We start from the raw sequence: 16,033 nt of genomic DNA, 5'->3' as shown, positions 1-16,033 counted from the left end.
CTGCCATGACTGGAACGCCGACCAAGGCCCTCGAAGGCATCCGCGTCCTGGACATGACGCACGTCCAGTCCGGTCCCTCCGCGACCCAGCTGCTCGCCTGGCTCGGCGCGGACGTCGTCAAGCTGGAGGCGCCGACCGGGGACATCACGCGCAAGCAGCTGCGCGACCTCCCCGACGTGGACTCCCTCTACTTCACGATGCTCAACTGCAACAAGCGGAGCATCACCCTCAACACCAAGACCGAGCGCGGCAAGGAGCTCCTCACCGAACTGATCCGGCGCTCCGACGTCATGGTCGAGAACTTCGGTCCGGGCGCGGTCGACCGCATGGGCTTCACCTGGGACCGCATCCAGGAGATCAATCCACGGATCGTCTATGCCTCCATCAAGGGGTTCGGGGACGGCCCGTACACCAACTTCAAGGCGTACGAGGTCGTCGCGCAGGCCATGGGCGGGTCGATGTCGACCACCGGCTTCGAGGACGGGCCGCCGCTGGCGACCGGGGCCCAGATCGGGGACTCGGGCACGGGCGTCCACGCGGTGGCCGGGATTCTCGCGGCGCTGTTCCAGCGCGAGACCACCGGGCGTGGTCAGCGGGTGAACGTGGCCATGCAGCACGCGGTGCTCAACCTCTGCCGGGTGAAGCTGCGCGACCAGCAGCGCCTGACCCATGGCCCACTCGCTGAATATCCCAACGAGGACTTCGGCACGGAGGTTCCCCGCTCCGGAAACGCCTCCGGCGGCGGCCAGCCGGGCTGGGCGGTCAAGTGCGCGCCGGGCGGCCCGAACGACTACGTGTACGTCATCGTGCAGCCCGTCGGCTGGAAGCCGATCAGTGAGCTCATCGGCCGGCCCGAACTCGCCGAGGACCCCGAGTGGGCCACGCCGGAGGCCCGCCTGCCCAAGCTGAACAAGATGTTCCAGCTGATCGAGGAGTGGTCCTCGACCCTGCCCAAGTGGGAGGTGCTGGAACAACTCAACGCGCACAACATCCCGTGCGGTCCGATCCTCTCCACCAAGGAGATCATCGAGGACTCCTCGCTGGTCGACAACGAGATGGTCGTCACCGTGCCGCACCCCGAGCGAGGCGAGTTCGTGACCGTCGGCAGCCCGCTGAAGCTGTCCGACTCCCCCGTGGACGTGACCAGTTCACCGCTGCTCGGCCAGCACAACGAAGAAGTCTTCATCGGCGAGCTCGGCCTCGGTGACGAGGAACTGCGCCTGCTCAAGTCGAACGGAGTGATCTGACGTGATGGCCGAAGACCGGGTCCTGAGGGCGGCCCCCGACGCGCGCGTACGGCCGGTGCGCCTGGCCCGGGTGCGCACGCTCCTCGATTCCGTGCGGGCCGAGGGACGCACCGCGCTGACCGCGCCCGAGGGCAAGGTGATCGCCGACGCGTACGGGATCGCCGTACCCGGAGAGGAACTCGCCACCGACGTCGAGGAGGCGGTGGCGTACGCGGCGCGCTTCGCCGGGCCCGTGGTGATGAAGATCGTCTCTCCGGACATCCTGCACAAGACCGACGCCGGCGGAGTGATCGTCGGCGTGGAGGGTGCGGCCGATGTACGGGCCGCTTTCCACACCATCATCGACAACGCGCGCGCGTACGACGCGTCCGCGCGCATCGAGGGCGTCCAGGTCCAGGAACTGCTGCCCAAGGGGCAGGAGGTCATCGTCGGCGCGGTGACGGATCCCACGTTCGGCAAGGTCGTCGCCTTCGGGCTCGGCGGGGTGCTGGTCGAGGTCCTCAAGGACGTCACCTTCCGGCTCGCGCCGCTGGACGCGGACGAGGCGCTGTCGATGCTGGACTCGATCCGGTCGGCGGAGATCCTGCGCGGCGTGCGCGGCCAGGCGGCCGTGGACCGGTGGGCGATCGCGGAACAGATCCGCCGCGTGTCCCAACTGGTCGCGGACTTCCCCGAGATCGCCGAGGTGGATCTCAACCCGGTGATCGCCACACCGGAGAGCGCGGTGGCCGCCGACATCCGTGTGATCCTCGCGGAGAAACAGCCGAAGCCCCGCCGGAGGTACACGCGCGAGGAGATCCTCACCTCGATGCGCCGTCTGATGCAGCCCTCCTCGGTCGCCGTGATCGGCGCCTCCAACGAGCAGGGGAAGATCGGCAATTCGGTGATGCGCAACCTCGTCGACGGCGGCTTCGCCGGGGAGATCCACCCGGTGAACCCCAAGGCCGATGACATTCTGGGCCGCAAGGCGTACAAGAGTGTCACGGACGTTCCCGGTGAGGTGGATGTGGCGGTCTTCGCGATCCCCGCCAAGTTCGTGGCCGCGGCGCTGGAGGAGGCGGGACGCAAGAAGATCCCCAACGCCGTACTGATCCCGTCCGGATTCGCGGAGACCGGGGAACACGAGCTCCAGGCCGAGATCGTGGCCATCGCCGAACGGCACGGCGTCCGGCTGCTCGGCCCGAACATCTACGGCTACTACTCGACGTGGCAGGACCTGTGCGCCACGTTCTGCACGCCGTACGACGTCAAGGGCGGGGTGGCGCTGACCTCCCAGTCCGGGGGCATCGGCATGGCCATCCTGGGCTTCGCCCGCACCACGAAGACGGGCGTGTCGGCGATCGTCGGTCTCGGCAACAAGTCGGACCTGGACGAGGACGACCTGCTGACCTGGTTCGGAGAGGACCCGCACACCGAGTGCATCGCGATGCACCTGGAGGACCTCAAGGACGGGCGGGCCTTCGTGGAGGCCGCACGGGCGACCGTACCGAAGAAGCCTGTCGTGGTGCTCAAGGCCGGCCGGACCGCCGCCGGAGCCAAGGCGGCCGGATCGCACACCGGGGCGCTCGCGGGCGACGACGCCGTGTACGACGACATCCTGCGGCAGGCCGGGGTCATCCGGGCGCCCGGTCTCCACGACATGCTGGAGTACGCGCGCGCGTTGCCGGTGCTGCCCGCCCCCAAGGGCGACAACATCGTGATCATCACGGGCGCCGGTGGCAGCGGGGTGCTGCTGTCCGACGCGGTCACCGACAACGGCCTGTCCCTGATGGAGATTCCCTCCGACCTGGACGAGGCCTTCCGGAAGTTCATCCCGCCCTTCGGGGCCGCGGGCAACCCGGTCGACATCACCGGGGGCGAGCCGCCGTCGACGTACGAGGCGACGATCCGGCTCGGTCTTGAGGATCCGCGCATCCACGCGCTGGTCCTCGGCTACTGGCACACCATCGTCACTCCCCCCATGGTCTTCGCCGAGCTCACCGCGCGCGTGGTGGCCGAGTTCCGGGAGCGCGGCATCGAGAAGCCGGTGGTGGCGTCGCTCGCGGGCGACGTCGAGGTCGAGGACGCCTGCCAGTACCTGTACGAGCGAGGGGTCGTGGCGTACCCGTACACGACCGAGAAGCCGGTGGCCGTGCTCGGCGCGAAGTACCGCTGGGCCCGCGCGGCGGGGCTGTTGGGGGGCGGTTCATGAGGTGAGGTCGAAGGGGGCCGGCCGACGGTGCGCGTCGGCCGGCCCCAGGACCCGTGCGCGCACGAAAGGCATTGGACAGGGGGCGCTGGCCAGAACTTTCGACGCAAGGGGTGCAACGAGCCGTGACAACCACAGACGTTCCTCAGGTCGCCGCGTACCGGGAGGTGACCGACAAGAACGGACGCGTCTATCGGGTGGGCGAGTCCGACATCGACATCATGGGGCGCAAACGCAAGTGGATGGTGATCCTGCCCTGGGTGGGCATGATGGGCATCTCCTCCGCGGAATATGCGTTCGCGTCCGCCGAGGATACGATTCACCAGGCAAATGGCTGGTCCGAAGGCAGCATCTTCTGGATGCTCACCGTGTGGGTGTTCTTCCAGGCCGCGGTGGCTTTCCCTGCGGGGCGGCTGCGGGAGACCGGCAAGCTGCCCGCGCGTTGGGCGATGGTGCTGGGCGCGCTGGGCACGCTGATGGGATATCTGTCACTGGCCTACGCGCCGCACGTCATGCTCGCCTTCATCGGCTTCGGCATGTTCAGCGGTATGGGCGCGGGCATGGTGTACGCCACCTGCGTCAACATGGTCGGCAAGTGGTATCCGGAGCGAAAGGGCGGCAAGACCGGCTTCGTCAACGGCGGCTTCGCCTATGGCTCGGTGCCCTTCGTCTTCCTGTTCACCACCATGATGGACATCTCCAACTTCAAGGTCGTCCTGGTCTCGGTCGGCGTCTTCCTCGCGCTCGTCGTGGCCGTCGCCGGCTACTTCTTCCAGGACCCGCCGAAGAACTGGTGGCCCGCCCATATCGACCCGATCAACCCGCCGGAAGACCCGCGCGCACGCCGCTCCCTGGAGAAGAACCCGCCGGCCGTCCACCAGTACAGCCCCTCGGAGGCCTGGAAGACCGGCCGAGTGGCACTCATGTGGTTCTGCCTCGCCTGTACTTCGGGCGTGAACATCTTCGGTATCGCCTTCCAGGTCGAAATCGGCGAGCAAGCGGGATTCGCCGCCGGAATCGTGGCCACCGCCATGTCGCTCAAGGCGGTCGTCAACGGCACCGGGCGCGGCGTCATCGGCTGGCTCTCCGACCTCTACGGCCGCAAGAAGTGCCTGCTGTACGTCTGCGTCATTCTGGGCCTCGCCCAGTTCGGCATCATCTGGTCGGCCGAGATCAAGAACCTGCCGCTGTTCCTGTTCTTCTCCGCGGTCTCCGGCTTCGGCGGCGGTGCCATCTTCCCGATGTTCGCCGCGCTGACCGCGGACTACTTCGGTGAGAACAACAACGCGACCAATTACGGCATGGTGTACAGCTCCAAACTGGTCTCCGGCCTCGGCTCCGGCATGGGAGCCGTCGTCGTGGGGGCCTGGGGTCTCAACGGCGCCTTCATCCTGGCCGGCTCCATCGCGTTCGTCGCCGGCTTCGTGGCGCTGTTCCTCAGTCCGCCGGGGCGTGACACCAAGAAGAAGCGCATCGTTCCCAACCCGCAACCGCTCGGCGAGGAAACGGCGTGAGATGACGGCAGATCCGTAGGCAGCACAACAGCTCGTCCGCACCGCACGACGCCGCACACCGTCCCTACCGCCCTTCCACGTGAGCAATGTCCTGAGCGTATGTATGAGGAGGCCCTCCCCGCGGTGGGGAGGGCCTCCTCATACGGGTACGGCCGTCAGCACTTCTCGCGCAGTGAGTGCAGGTGCTCGCCGGACCGCCGGGCGAAGGTGAAGGACTCGGCGACGCGGTGCCGATGTGCTTGAGGCCGAGGGCCTGGGCGTCGTCGAGGACCTTGGTGAGGTTCTGGGCGAAGGTGTACGCGTTCGGGTCGTTGGAGTAGTAGCCGACGTGGCTGCCGATGGGGTTCAGACCGTGGTTCCTGGCCAGCCGCTTGAGCTGGGCGAGGGTGATCGGGCCTGCCGAACCCTGGCTGTAGCCGGCGAACTCGACCTCGTCGTAGCCGTACTTCTCCAGTTCGGCGAAGACGGCGGCGAAGCCGAGGGTGGAGACCTTGTCGCGCAGGCCGTACAGCTGGATGCCGAGCCGGCCGGGCGGCAGGACGGGGCGGCCGCGGCCCGCGGCAGACGTCTCGGCGTCGGTGGCGGCCGTGGCGGGGGTCGCCGCGGCGCCCAGCAGGGCGGCGGTGGCGCCGGAGGCCACGCCGAGCATGCCGCGTCTGCTGAGACGGTGGGTGAGTCCGGGATCGGTCCGAGAGGTGCGGCTCATGCTGGAACTCCTCGTGATCACGGGGCGTTGTCAGTGGTGAGTGCTTCACTGGGGACCAGTCGGACCTGAGAGGTTCATCCCTCAGGCAAGGCCGGCGAGTTGGAGCAGCAGTGACTTCACATCGGTGGCCGCGATGCGGTCGCCGACAGCACGGGGGGTGGAGCAGATGAGGAGCGGACCGTCGTCGTCGCTCGTGGGGAGGCGGCCGTGGCTGCCGCGAATAGGTGAGGGATCCAGCGGCACGACCGCCATGCGGTAGCGCATGCCGAGTTTCTTGCGGGCCAGCGCGGTGGCGGCCTTGACCTTGACGTAGGGGTCGAGCGGGTCCATGAAGAGTTCGACCGGGTCGTAGCCGGGTTTGCGGTGGATCTCGACGAGCTGGGCGAAGTCGGGTGCGTGGGCGTCGTCGAGCCAGTAGTAGTACGTGAACCAGGCGTCCGGCTCCGCGACGGCGACGAGTTCGCCGGAGCGCGGATGGTCGAGATGGTGCGCCTTCTTGCCCTCGTCGTCGAGGAGTTGGCCCAGGCCGGGCAGCCCGTCGAGCGCGGCCCGGGTCGCGTCGAGGTCCTCGGGGCGGCGCACGTAGACATGGGCGATCTGGTGGTCGGCGACGGCGAAGGCGCGGGGTGCCATCGGGTCCAGGTACTCCATGCCGGCCTGGGTGTGGACTTCGAGGAGTCCGGCCCGGCGCAGGGCGCGGTTGATGTCGACGGGGCGGCTGACGCGGGTGATGCCGTACTCGGACAGGGCGACGACGGTACGGCCCTCCGCGCGGGCGTCGTGGAGCAGCGGGCCGATGACGGCGTCGAGTTCGGCGGCCGCTTTCAGGGAACGCGGGTCGTCGGGGCCGTGGCGCTGCAGGTCGTAGTCGAGGTGAGGGAGGTAGCAGAGTGTCAGGTCCGGGTGCCGGGTGCGCAGGATGTGGCGGGTCGCGTCGATGATCCAGCGGCTGGAGACGATGCTGGCGCCCGGGCCCCAGAAGTGGAAGAGGGGGAAGGTGCCGAACTTGTCGGTGAGTTCGTCGTGCAGGGCGGCCGGCCGGGTGTAGCAGTCGGGTTCCTTGCGGCCGTCGGCGTAATAGACGGGGCGGGGGGTGACGGTGATGTCGGTGTCGGCGCCCATCGCGTACCACCAGCAGATGTTGGCGACGGTGTAGCCGGGGTGGGCGCGGCGGGCGGCGTCCCAGAGTTTGTCGCCGGCGACCAGGCCGTTGTGCTGGCGCCACAGCAGGACATCGCCCAGTTCGCGGAAGTACCAGCCGTTGCCGACGATGCCGTGCTCGCGAGGGTGGGTGCCGGTGAGGAAGGTGGACTGGGCGGCGCAGGTCACGGCGGGCAGGACGGTGCCGAGCACGGCCCGGGAGCCGGACTGGGCGAGGCGCTTGAGGTGGGGCATGTGGTCGAGGAGACGGGGGGTGAGGCCGACGACGTCCAGGACCAGGAGCGGGGTGGGAGGGGCGCTCATGGCAGCTCCTTCAGGCCGAGGTCGGTCAACAGGTCGCGGGCGAGGGTCAGTTCGGCGGCGATGCCGTCGACGAGCTGCGTCCGGGTGCTGGGGCGCAGCTCGGGCGGGAGGGCCTGCCAGGTGTAGGTCTCGACCTCCAGATGACGGGCCAGCGGGTGCGGGCCGCCGACGAGCCGGACCAGGGCGGCCTTCAGAACCGGGAGTGTGGAGGTGAGGGGCGCGGCGGGGGCCGCGTGCAGCGGGACGTGGAAGTGGGCGCGCCAGGGCGCCGCGTCGGGGAGCGCCTGGCCGCCGAGGGCCTCGCCGAGATCGTCGGTGCCGCGCAGTCCAGCGGCGGTTCGGGTGCGGGTCTGGTGCAGGAAGCGGGGTTCGTCGAAGGCGGCGAGGGCCTCGCGGACTTCGGGGAGGTGGGGATGCTCGGCGTGCAGTGCTGCCGAGAGCTGGGATTTCACGACAGGTATGCGGGACGCGACAAGGGCGTCCAGGGCGATGTGCGGATCTTCGAAGGAGGTGGCGAGATGGCAGGTGTCGACGCAGATGCCAAGGCGTGGGTGGTCGATCGCGGTGAGCGGTGCGATGGCGTCGGCGGTGGTCTCGATGACGCAGCCGGGCTCCGGTTCCAGACCCATGCGGATGGAGCGGCCGGTGAGTTCCTCCAGCGCGTCGAGCCGTTCGCCGAGGGTGCGCAGCGCGGTGTGGGCCGTGTCGATGGGCCGGGTGCGCCAGGCGAGCGGGAGGGTGGAGATGCTGCCCTCGTCGACGTCGTCGGGGAGCAGTCCGGCGAGGAGGCGGGCGAGGGCGGTGGTGTGGTCGAGGCGCTCGGGTTCGGTCCAGTCCGGCCGGTAGACGCGGTACTTGACCTCTTCGGCGCCGAAGCCCTCATAGGGAAAACCGTTGAGGGTGACCACTTCAAGGCCTCGGCGGTCCAGCTCGCAGCGCAGGCCGCGCAGGGCGGAGGGGTCGGTGACCAGGGCGTGGGCCGCGGCGCGGGCGAGCCACAGACCGATGCCGAGGCGGTCACGGCCGAGGCGGCGGCGGACGGGCTCGCAGTGGTCCCGGAGCTGGGCGAGGACGCCGTCGAGGGTCTCGGCGGGGTGGACGTTGGTGCAGTAGGCGAGGTGGACGGTGGAGCCGTCGGGGTGGCGGAAGCGCATGGCTCACGCCCCGCCGCGGAGGATGGAGTTGCCCTCGTGGGTGGCGTCGGTGGCCGTGACGTCCAGGTCCAGCCGGCCGCTGAGCCCGTAGAAGGCGACGGGGTTGCGCCACAGCACCCGGTCGACCTCGTCCTCGGTGAAGCCCTCGGCCAGCATCAGGTCGCCGACCCTGCGGGTCTTGAGCGGGTCGCTGCGTCCCCAGTCGGCGGCGGAGTTCACCAGCACCTGCTCGGGGCCATAGGCGCGGAGGATGGCGACCATCCGTTACTCGTCCATCTTGGTGTCCGGAGAGACGGAGAAGCCCAGCCAGCAGCCGCTGTCCTTGGCCTCCTTGACGATGGTCTCGTTGAGGTGGTCGACCAGGACGCGGTCCGGGGGCAGTGCGGACTCCCGGACGACGTCGAGGGTGCGGCGCAGACCGGCCGCCTTGTCGCGGTGCGGGGTGTGCACGAGCGCGGGCAGTTCGTGGTCGGCGGCGAGCTGGAGCTGGGCGGCGAGTGCGGTGTCCTCGGCGGGGTCATCGAGTCATAGCCGATCTCGCCGACGGCGACGACCTGGTCCTTGACGAGATAGCGGGGCAGTTCGTCGAGGACGGGCAGACAGCGCGGGTCGTTCGCCTCCTTGGGGTTGAGGGCGAGCGTGCAGTGGTGGGCGATGCCGTACTGGGCGGCGCGGAAGGGTTCCCAGCCGAGGAGGGAGTCGAAGTAGTCGAAGAAGGTGGCCGGCGAGGTGCGGGGCTGGCCCAGCCAGAAGGAGGGCTCGACGACGGCGCGGACACCTGCGGCGTGCATGGCCTCGTAGTCGTCGGTGGTCCTGGACGTCATATGGATGTGGGGGTCGAAGATGCGCATCAGGACTCCTTGCCGTGGGGGTGGGCGTCGCCGTGCGGTGGGGGTGTGGAGCCGGATTCGGTCAGGGCCAGGACGCGGTACAGGTCCTCGGGTACGGGACGGCCCGCGGCGGTGCGTTCGGCGGCGTAGTCGCCGAGCATGCGGGCGAGCTCGGCGTCGGCGTGGGCCCGGCGTTCCAGGTCGGCCACCGCGCTGACGGACACGCCGGTGAACAGGCACTTCAGGACGGCGTGCCGCCACTGGTGGGGGTCGAGGTGCCGGGCGGCGTACGGGCCCACGGCGGCGGCGAGGAGGCCGGTGTCGTTGGCGCGCAGGGCGTCCTCGACCAGCGGGAGGGCGTCCGGGCCCGGCACGAGATGGGGCAGGGCGTGCAGGACGGCGCGGCGTTCGGCGCCGGTGCCCTGGGAGTAGACGCGGGTGAGGGCGTCGGCGTCGGCTCGGGCCGCGTGCAGGATGAGGACGCGGGCGGCGTCGGCGTACCCGGAGCCACAGCGGCGGCCGGCCTCGGCCAGGCGCAACTCCCATACGGAGATGGGTCCGTGGGTGCCGGGGTGGGCGGCGGCCTCGTCGAGGGCCTGGTCCAGCCAGGCCCGGGCGGCTCCGGCGAGATGGGTGGTGAGGTGGGCGTGGAGGGTGGGGGGTGGGGTCAGGGCGAGGGAGGGGGCGGGAGGGCCCTGGGGGCCTTGTTTGCCCGCCGCCGGTGTGCCCGTGGTGGGGCGGGGGTGGGTCATGGGGTGCTCCCTTCGGGGGTGGCGCAGGGCTCGCCGGGATGCGGGGACCTGGTGGGGCCCGCGGCGGCGATGGCGGCGTTGCGGAGGAACGGGAGGGAGAGTTCGGCGTATTGGGGGCCCGCGTGGGAGTGGCGGGGCAGTTCCACGACGGTCAGGCCCTGGTAGCCGGTGGCGGCGAGGGCCGCGAGGACGGGCGGGAAGTCGATCTCGCCGTCTCCGAAGGGGAGGTGTTCATGGACGCCGCGGCGCATGTCCTCGATCTGGACGTGGTGCAGCCAAGGCGCGGCGGCGCGAACGCAGTCGGCGGGAGGGAGGGGTTCGAGGCACTGGCAGTGGCCTATGTCGAGGGTGAGACCGAGGGGCTCCGGGTCGCCCAGGACGCGGCGGAGGCGGTGGAAGTCGGCGAGGGTGGCCAGAACGTGACCGGGTTCGGGTTCGACGGCGAGCGGGACTCCGGCGCAGGTGGCCGCGTCCAGGACGGGCGTGAGGGCCTCGGTCAAGCGTTTCCAGGCGGTGTCCTGGTCGGTGACGTCCGGGGCGATGCCGCTGAAGCAGTGCACGGCGTGGGCGCCGAGGTCGGCGGCGATCCGGACGGCGCGGATCAGAAGGTCGACGCGGCGGGCACGGGCGTCCGGGTCGGGGTCGAGCAGGGAGGGGCCGTGTTTGCGGCGCGGATCAAGCACATAGCGGGCACCGGTTTCGACGGTGACGCCCAGCCCGAGGGAGCCCAGACGATCTGCCACGCGGCCGACCCGGGCGGCGAGGCCCGGCGCCAGCGGGTCCAGGTGCATGTGGTCGAGGGTGAGTCCGACGCCGTCGTAACCGAGGTCGGCGAGGAGGGAGAGGGCATCGTCCAGACGGAGGTCGGCGAGACCGTTGGTGCCGTAGCCGAAACGGAGGGAGGTGACGGCGAGGGGGTGGCGTGCTTCGGAGGTCATGTGATGCTCACCTTCCTCACGAACCGACGGTCCAGCGGGGCAGGGACCGCAACCAGCAGAGTGGTGGCGCCGCGGCGGGCGGCTGAGGCCTGGACGAGGACAGCCCTCAACTCCGCGTCCGCACCCACCGCCGCCCCACCCGCCACACCCCCGCTCACCGCTCCTCCCCCGCACCGCCGCCAGCGAGCCCGACGTCGTCGATGCCGCCGCCCGACCCCACGCACCCCTCCCCCGAACCACCCCGAAGCCCGACCTCACCGGAGCCACCGCCCAACCCCGCACCGTCCTCCCCCGCATCCGCACCACAGAGCCCCACCTCGCCCGAGCCGCTCCCAGCCCCCGCTCCCCCACCCCGCAACCGCTCCCCGAACCGCACCAGCTCCGCATACTGCTCAGCCAGCCCCGCCGGCCCCTCGCCCACCGGGTCCTTGAAGCAGAAGCCGAGTTCACCGAGCGGCCCGGACAGGCCCCGCTCATGTGCCCGTGTCGTCAGTCGGGCCAAGTCCAGGACCAGGGGAGCGGCCAGCGCCGAACCGCAGCCCTGCCAGATGGTCTGGAGGATCATCCGCGTGCCCAGGAAGCCGTCGAAGGCCACGTGGTCCCAGGCGGTCTTCCAGTCGCCGAGGGCGGGGACGTCGTCGATGTGGACCTCGCCCTCGGGAGGGGTGGCGAGGGTGTCGGTGAGGACGCGTTCCTTGCCGGCGTTCTTCGCGGCGGCCGCCGGGTCGGCGAGGGCGGCTCCGTCGCCGCCGCCGAGGAGGTTCGTGCCGGACCAGGCACGCACCGCGAGGGCGCGCTGGGTGAACATCGGGGCCAGGGCTGCCCGGAGCAGGGTCTGGCCGGTCTTGCCGTCGCGGCCCGCGTGAGGGAGCCCGGATTCGGCGGTCAACCTGGCAAGTGCCGGATGGTGCAGGCCTGTTGATGGGGTGAAGTTGATGTAGGGGCAGCCCGCGCGCAGGGCCGCCGCCGCGTACAGGGTGCTGGGCGGGAGGGCCTGGTCGGTGGGTGTGGGTTCGGTCGAGGCGACGTTCACCACGACGGCGCGGGTCAGGCCGAGCCGTCGTACGAAGTCCTGGATGTCGGCGGCGAAGGCGGTGATCAGTGAGTCCGCGTCCCGGGTGTCGCCGGGGAGGGGGCCGCCCGGCCTGATCTCCCGGTCCGCGGCGGCCCGTTCGGACGCCACGGCGGCCGGGAGGCCGGGCGGCAGCACGCCGCCCGCGGCCAGTTCCTCCGCGCGCTTGGGCAGCGGACAGGCCACGGTGTCGTGGCCGCCGAAGACCAGGGAGGGCAGCGGCGGCAGCCCCGAGGCGGCGAAGGGCGGGGTTTCGGTGACCATGCCCGTCGGCGGGTGCAGGCCCGCGGAGACCGCGGCGCAGCCCGCGACCACCGTCGTGGCGACGGAGCCGCGCGCTCCGATGAGCCAGACTCCGACTCGGGATCCAGAACGGGACATGGACATGGGCAGCCTCCTTGTCGTGCGGGAAACCCCGGTGCTCCCCCAAGAAGGGGGGTGGAAGACGGCGGGTGGGAGTCCGGCGTCCCCCCGCCCGCCGCCGATCAGTCGCCCTTGACGGGCAGTTCCTTGATCCGGATGTCCCGGAAGGACACCTGGTCGTCGGATCCGTGGTTCTGGATGCCGACATGCCCCGTCACGCAGGCTCCGGGCCGGATCGGTGTTGGTGAAATCGAGAGGACGCGGCCGGTCCCGGCATACAGCCGAGGAGCAGGGCGGCCGTACCCGCAACCACCGTTGAACCTCCGACAGTTGATCGCATCGCGCACACCTCTTTTCAGCCGGTGGTGCAAGTGAAGTCGTCGACGTCGAACAGCGCGCCCGAGCCCGTTGCCCCCTTGAAGACCAGGTAGATGGGGCTCGTCGCACCTGCGGGTGCCTTGCGCCGGGGTGCGCCGTCACCCCGGAGACACAGGGGAGAGCTCAGTTGCCGAAGGCGGCGTCGAAGGAGGCCGAGGGCGGTTCGAAGTCGTACGCCTTCAGGCGGGCCAGCGCCTCCGGGGCGCCCTGGAGCCGGTCCATTCCGGCGTCCTCCCATTCCACGGAGATCGGGCCCTGGTAGTCGATGGAGCGCAGCATCCGGAAGACGTCCTCCCACGGGACGTCCCCGTGGCCGGCGGACACGAAGTCCCAGCCGCGCCGCGGGTCGCCCCAGGGCAGGTGGGAGCCGAGGCGCCCGTTGCGGCCGTCGAGGCGTTTGCGGGCCTCCTTGCAGTCGACGTGGTAGATCCGGTCACGGAAGTCGTAGAGGAAGCCGACCGGGTCGAGGTCCTGCCACACGAAGTGCGAGGGGTCGAAGTTCAGACCGAAGGCCGGTCGCCGGTCAACCGCCTCCAGGGCGCGTTGCGTTGTCCAGTAGTCGTAGGCGATCTCGCCGGGGTGGACCTCGTGGGCGAAGCGGACGCCCTCGGCGTCGAAGACGTCCAGGATCGGGTTCCAGCGCCGGGCGAAGTCGTCGTAGCCGCGTTCGATCATCGACTCGGGGGCGGGCGGGAACATCGCGACCAGGTGCCAGATGGCGGAGCCGGTGAAGCCGATGACGGTGTCGACACCGAAGGCGGCCGCGGCCCGCACGGTGTCCTTCATCCGGTCGGCGGCGCGCCGCCGTACCCCCTCGCCGTCGCCGTCGCCCCATATCGCGCCGGGCAGGATGGCCTGGTGGCGTTCGTCGATGATGGCGTCGCAGACCGCCTGGCCGACCAGGTGGTTGGAGATCGCCCAGCACTTGAGGCCGTACTTCTCCAGCAGCTGATGCCGGGAGTCGAGGTACGACGGATCGGCCAGCGCCTTGTCGACCTCGAAGTGATCGCCCCAGCAGGCGAGTTCAAGACCGTCGTAGCCGAAGTCACGGGCGAGACGGCAGACCTCCTCCAAGGGCAGGTCGGCCCACTGACCGGTGAAGAGCGTGAAGGTGCGCGGCATGTCGGGGGCTCCTCGATTTCAGACCGCTATGGGCGTGTAGACGGAGTTCTTCTCGGCGCTCTCCTCCACCGCCGCGAGGACGCGCTGCACCTGGAGCCCGTCGGCGAAGGAGGGGTCGGGCTGCCGGCCCTCGGCGATGGCGTCGACCAGATCGCGGGCCTGGTGGACGAAGGTGTGTTCGTAGCCGAGACCGTGGCCCGGCGGCCACCAGGCGTCCAGGTAGGGGTGGTCGGGCTCGGTGACGAGGATGCGGCGGAAGCCGGCGCGCGCTCCGGGCTCGGTGCCGTCGTGGTAGGAGAGTTCGTTGAGCCGCTCCAGGTCGAAGGCCAACGAGCCGCGCTCGCCGTTGAGTTCGAGGCGCAGGGCGTTCTTGCGGCCGGTGGCGTAGCGGGTCGCCTCGAAGGAGGCGAGGGCGCCGGAGGGGAAGCGGGCGGTGAACAGGGCCGCGTCGTCCACGGTGACTGTCCCCGTGCCCGCGCCGGACACCGCGGACAGTCCGCTGCTCGCGCCGGGCAGCGGCCGTTCCCGTACGAAGGTCTCCGTGAGGGCCGACACCCCGGCCAGCCGCTCGCCCGCCACATACTGCGCGAGGTCCACGATGTGCGCCCCGAGGTCGCCGAGTGAGCCCGATCCGGCGTACTCCTTGCGCAGCCGCCAGGTCAGCGGGAACTCGGGGTCCACGAGCCAGTCCTGAAGGTACGTCACCCGCACATGCCGCAGCGCGCCGATCCGCCCCTCGGCGACCATCCGCCGGGCGAGGGCGGTCGCGGGCACCCGGCGGTAGTTGAAGCCGACCATCGCCAACTGGCCTATCCGGTACGCCGCTTCGGCCGCGTCCGCCATCACCGAGGCCTCCTCGACCGTGTTGGCCAGAGGCTTCTCGCACAGGACGTGCTTCCCCGCGGCCAGCGCGGCGACGGCGATCTCGGCGTGGCTGTCGCCGGGCGTGCAGATGTCGACGAGGTCGACGTCGTCCCGGGCGATCAGCGCACGCCAGTCGGTCTCGGCCGCCGCCCAGCCGTGCCGGTGGGCCGCCGCGCCCACCGCGGCCGCGTCCCGTCCGCAGATCGCGGCCAGGACGGGTCGCCGGGGCAGGTCGAAGACGCGCCCCACGGTGCGCCAGCCCTGGGAGTGGGCGGCGCCCATGAAGGCGTAGCCGACCATGCCGACGCGCAGCGGCGGCTTCTCCGTCACAGCACCTTCTGACATGCGGATGTCCTCCTCGTCCTTCACGGTGGGGGGTGCGGGCGCGACTCGGCCTACTTGAAGCCGGTGGGCATGTACTGGTCGACGTTCTCCTTGTCGACGACGGCCGAGTACAGGGTCAGCGAGGCCGGGATCTCGAACTCGGCGAGGCCGCCGACCCCCTTGCCCTGGCCGAGCCCACGGGCGAGGTCGATCGCGGAGGCGGCCATGGTCGGCGGGTACAGGACCGTCGCCTTCAGCACCCCGGCGTCCTGCTTGATGGCCTGGAAGGCGGAGAGCGCGCCCGCGCCGCCGACCATCAGGCAGTCGTCGCGTCCGGCCTGCTCGATGGCGCGCAGCGCGCCGACGCCCTGGTCGTCGTCGTGGTTCCACAGCGCGTCGAAGTTGGACTGGGCCTGCAGGAGCTGGGCCATCTTGGCCTGTCCCGACTCGACGGTGAACTCGGCGGCCTGGCGGGCCACCTTCTTGATGTCGGGGTAGTTCTTCAGGGCGTCGTCGAAGCCCTGGGTGCGCTGCTGGGTGAGCTCCAGGTTGTCCAGGCCCGCCAGCTCGATCACCCGGGCACCGGACTTGTCCTTGAGCTTCTCGCCGATGTAGTGCCCGGCGTTCAGCCCCATGCCGTAGTTGTCGCCGCCGATCCAGCAGCGGTACGCCTGCGGGGAGTTGAAGATCCGGTCCAGGTTGATCACCGGGATGCCCGCGCGCATCGCCTTCAGGCCGACCTGGGTGAGCGCCTTGCCGTCGGCCGGCAGGATCACCAGGACGTCGACCTTCTTGTTGATCAGCGTCTCGATCTGGCCGATCTGGGCGGCGGTGTCATTGGAGCCCTCGGTGATCTCCAGGGTGACGTCGGAGTACTTCTTCGCTCGGTTCTTGGCGTTGTCGTTGATGGCGTTGAGCCAGCCGTGGTCGGCCTGCGGGCCCGCGAAACCGATGGTGACGGGCTTGCCGGGCTTGTCGTCGGCGGCCGGCTGGTCGTTCGCGGCAGGCTCGTCGCCGGACTCGTTACTCGTGCAACCCGCGAGGAGGGCACCCGCGCCCACGGCGGCGGATCCGAACAGCAGCCCTCTGCGACTGGTGAATTCTGGCATGGCGGTGA

At 70.5% G+C, this 16,033-nt stretch carries 11 protein-coding genes and 2 pseudogenes; 3 read left to right on the top strand and 10 right to left on the bottom strand.

The genetic code is table 11. From position 1 onward, the window contains the following. Positions 1-5 precede the first annotated feature (5 nt). The 3 genes from frc (at position 6) to RMT89_RS05855 (ending at position 4,949) form a co-directional block, all read left to right on the top strand. Positions 6-1,247 (top strand): formyl-CoA transferase, encoded by a 1,242-nt coding sequence (frc, locus tag RMT89_RS05865; protein ID WP_315882827.1) that lies wholly within the window; start codon positions 6-8, stop codon positions 1,245-1,247. A gap of 4 nt (positions 1,248-1,251) precedes the next feature. Next, a complete protein-coding gene (locus tag RMT89_RS05860; RefSeq protein WP_315882861.1) occupies positions 1,252-3,438 on the top strand; it encodes an acetate--CoA ligase family protein in 2,187 nt (728 codons plus the stop codon). Positions 3,439-3,560: 122 nt separating this feature from the next. Further along, positions 3,561-4,949: an OFA family MFS transporter gene (locus RMT89_RS05855; protein WP_315882860.1), complete on the top strand. Its 1,389-nt coding sequence runs from the start codon at positions 3,561-3,563 to the stop codon at positions 4,947-4,949. A gap of 220 nt (positions 4,950-5,169) precedes the next feature. Here RMT89_RS05855 and RMT89_RS05850 read toward each other — a convergent pair. The 10 genes and pseudogenes from RMT89_RS05850 to RMT89_RS05805 all read right to left on the bottom strand — a co-directional run. After that, positions 5,170-5,655 (bottom strand): annotated as a pseudogene (locus RMT89_RS05850) (sugar phosphate isomerase/epimerase family protein); the annotation flags it as partial. Positions 5,656-5,736: 81 nt separating this feature from the next. After that, positions 5,737-7,119, bottom strand: a complete 1,383-nt coding sequence (locus RMT89_RS05845) for an alkaline phosphatase family protein (RefSeq protein ID WP_315882826.1) — start codon at positions 7,117-7,119, stop codon at positions 5,737-5,739. Then, entirely contained in the window at positions 7,116-8,273 is a 1,158-nt protein-coding gene (gene eboE / locus RMT89_RS05840; protein ID WP_315882825.1) for a metabolite traffic protein EboE, read from the bottom strand. The genes RMT89_RS05845 and eboE overlap by 4 nt, the downstream gene beginning before the upstream one ends. A 3-nt stretch (positions 8,274-8,276) precedes the next feature. Continuing rightward, positions 8,277-9,124 (bottom strand): annotated as a pseudogene (locus RMT89_RS05835) (TatD family hydrolase). Next, entirely contained in the window at positions 9,124-9,855 is a 732-nt protein-coding gene (locus RMT89_RS05830) for an EboA domain-containing protein (RefSeq protein WP_315882824.1), read from the bottom strand. The pseudogene RMT89_RS05835 and the gene RMT89_RS05830 overlap by 1 nt, the downstream one beginning before the upstream one ends. After that, on the bottom strand, positions 9,852-10,793 hold the full coding sequence (locus tag RMT89_RS05825; protein ID WP_315882823.1) for a sugar phosphate isomerase/epimerase family protein: 942 nt from the start codon (positions 10,791-10,793) through the stop codon (positions 9,852-9,854). The genes RMT89_RS05830 and RMT89_RS05825 overlap by 4 nt, the downstream gene beginning before the upstream one ends. A 154-nt stretch (positions 10,794-10,947) precedes the next feature. Further along, entirely contained in the window at positions 10,948-12,252 is a 1,305-nt protein-coding gene (locus tag RMT89_RS05820) for an inositol-3-phosphate synthase (RefSeq protein ID WP_315882822.1), read from the bottom strand. A 477-nt stretch (positions 12,253-12,729) separates the two neighbouring features. Further along, positions 12,730-13,728: a sugar phosphate isomerase/epimerase family protein gene (locus RMT89_RS05815; protein WP_315882821.1), complete on the bottom strand. Its 999-nt coding sequence runs from the start codon at positions 13,726-13,728 to the stop codon at positions 12,730-12,732. 18 nt (positions 13,729-13,746) lie between these two features. Beyond that, positions 13,747-14,937: a Gfo/Idh/MocA family oxidoreductase gene (locus RMT89_RS05810; RefSeq protein ID WP_315882820.1), complete on the bottom strand. Its 1,191-nt coding sequence runs from the start codon at positions 14,935-14,937 to the stop codon at positions 13,747-13,749. Between the two features lie 50 nt (positions 14,938-14,987). Further along, a complete protein-coding gene (locus RMT89_RS05805) occupies positions 14,988-16,025 on the bottom strand; it encodes a substrate-binding domain-containing protein (protein ID WP_315882859.1) in 1,038 nt (345 codons plus the stop codon). Positions 16,026-16,033: the final 8 nt, after the last annotated feature.

Source organism: Streptomyces sp. P17 (assembly GCF_032436805.1).
Lineage (GTDB): Bacteria > Actinomycetota > Actinomycetes > Streptomycetales > Streptomycetaceae > Streptomyces.
This window is presented reverse-complemented; position numbering and strand designations above follow the sequence as displayed.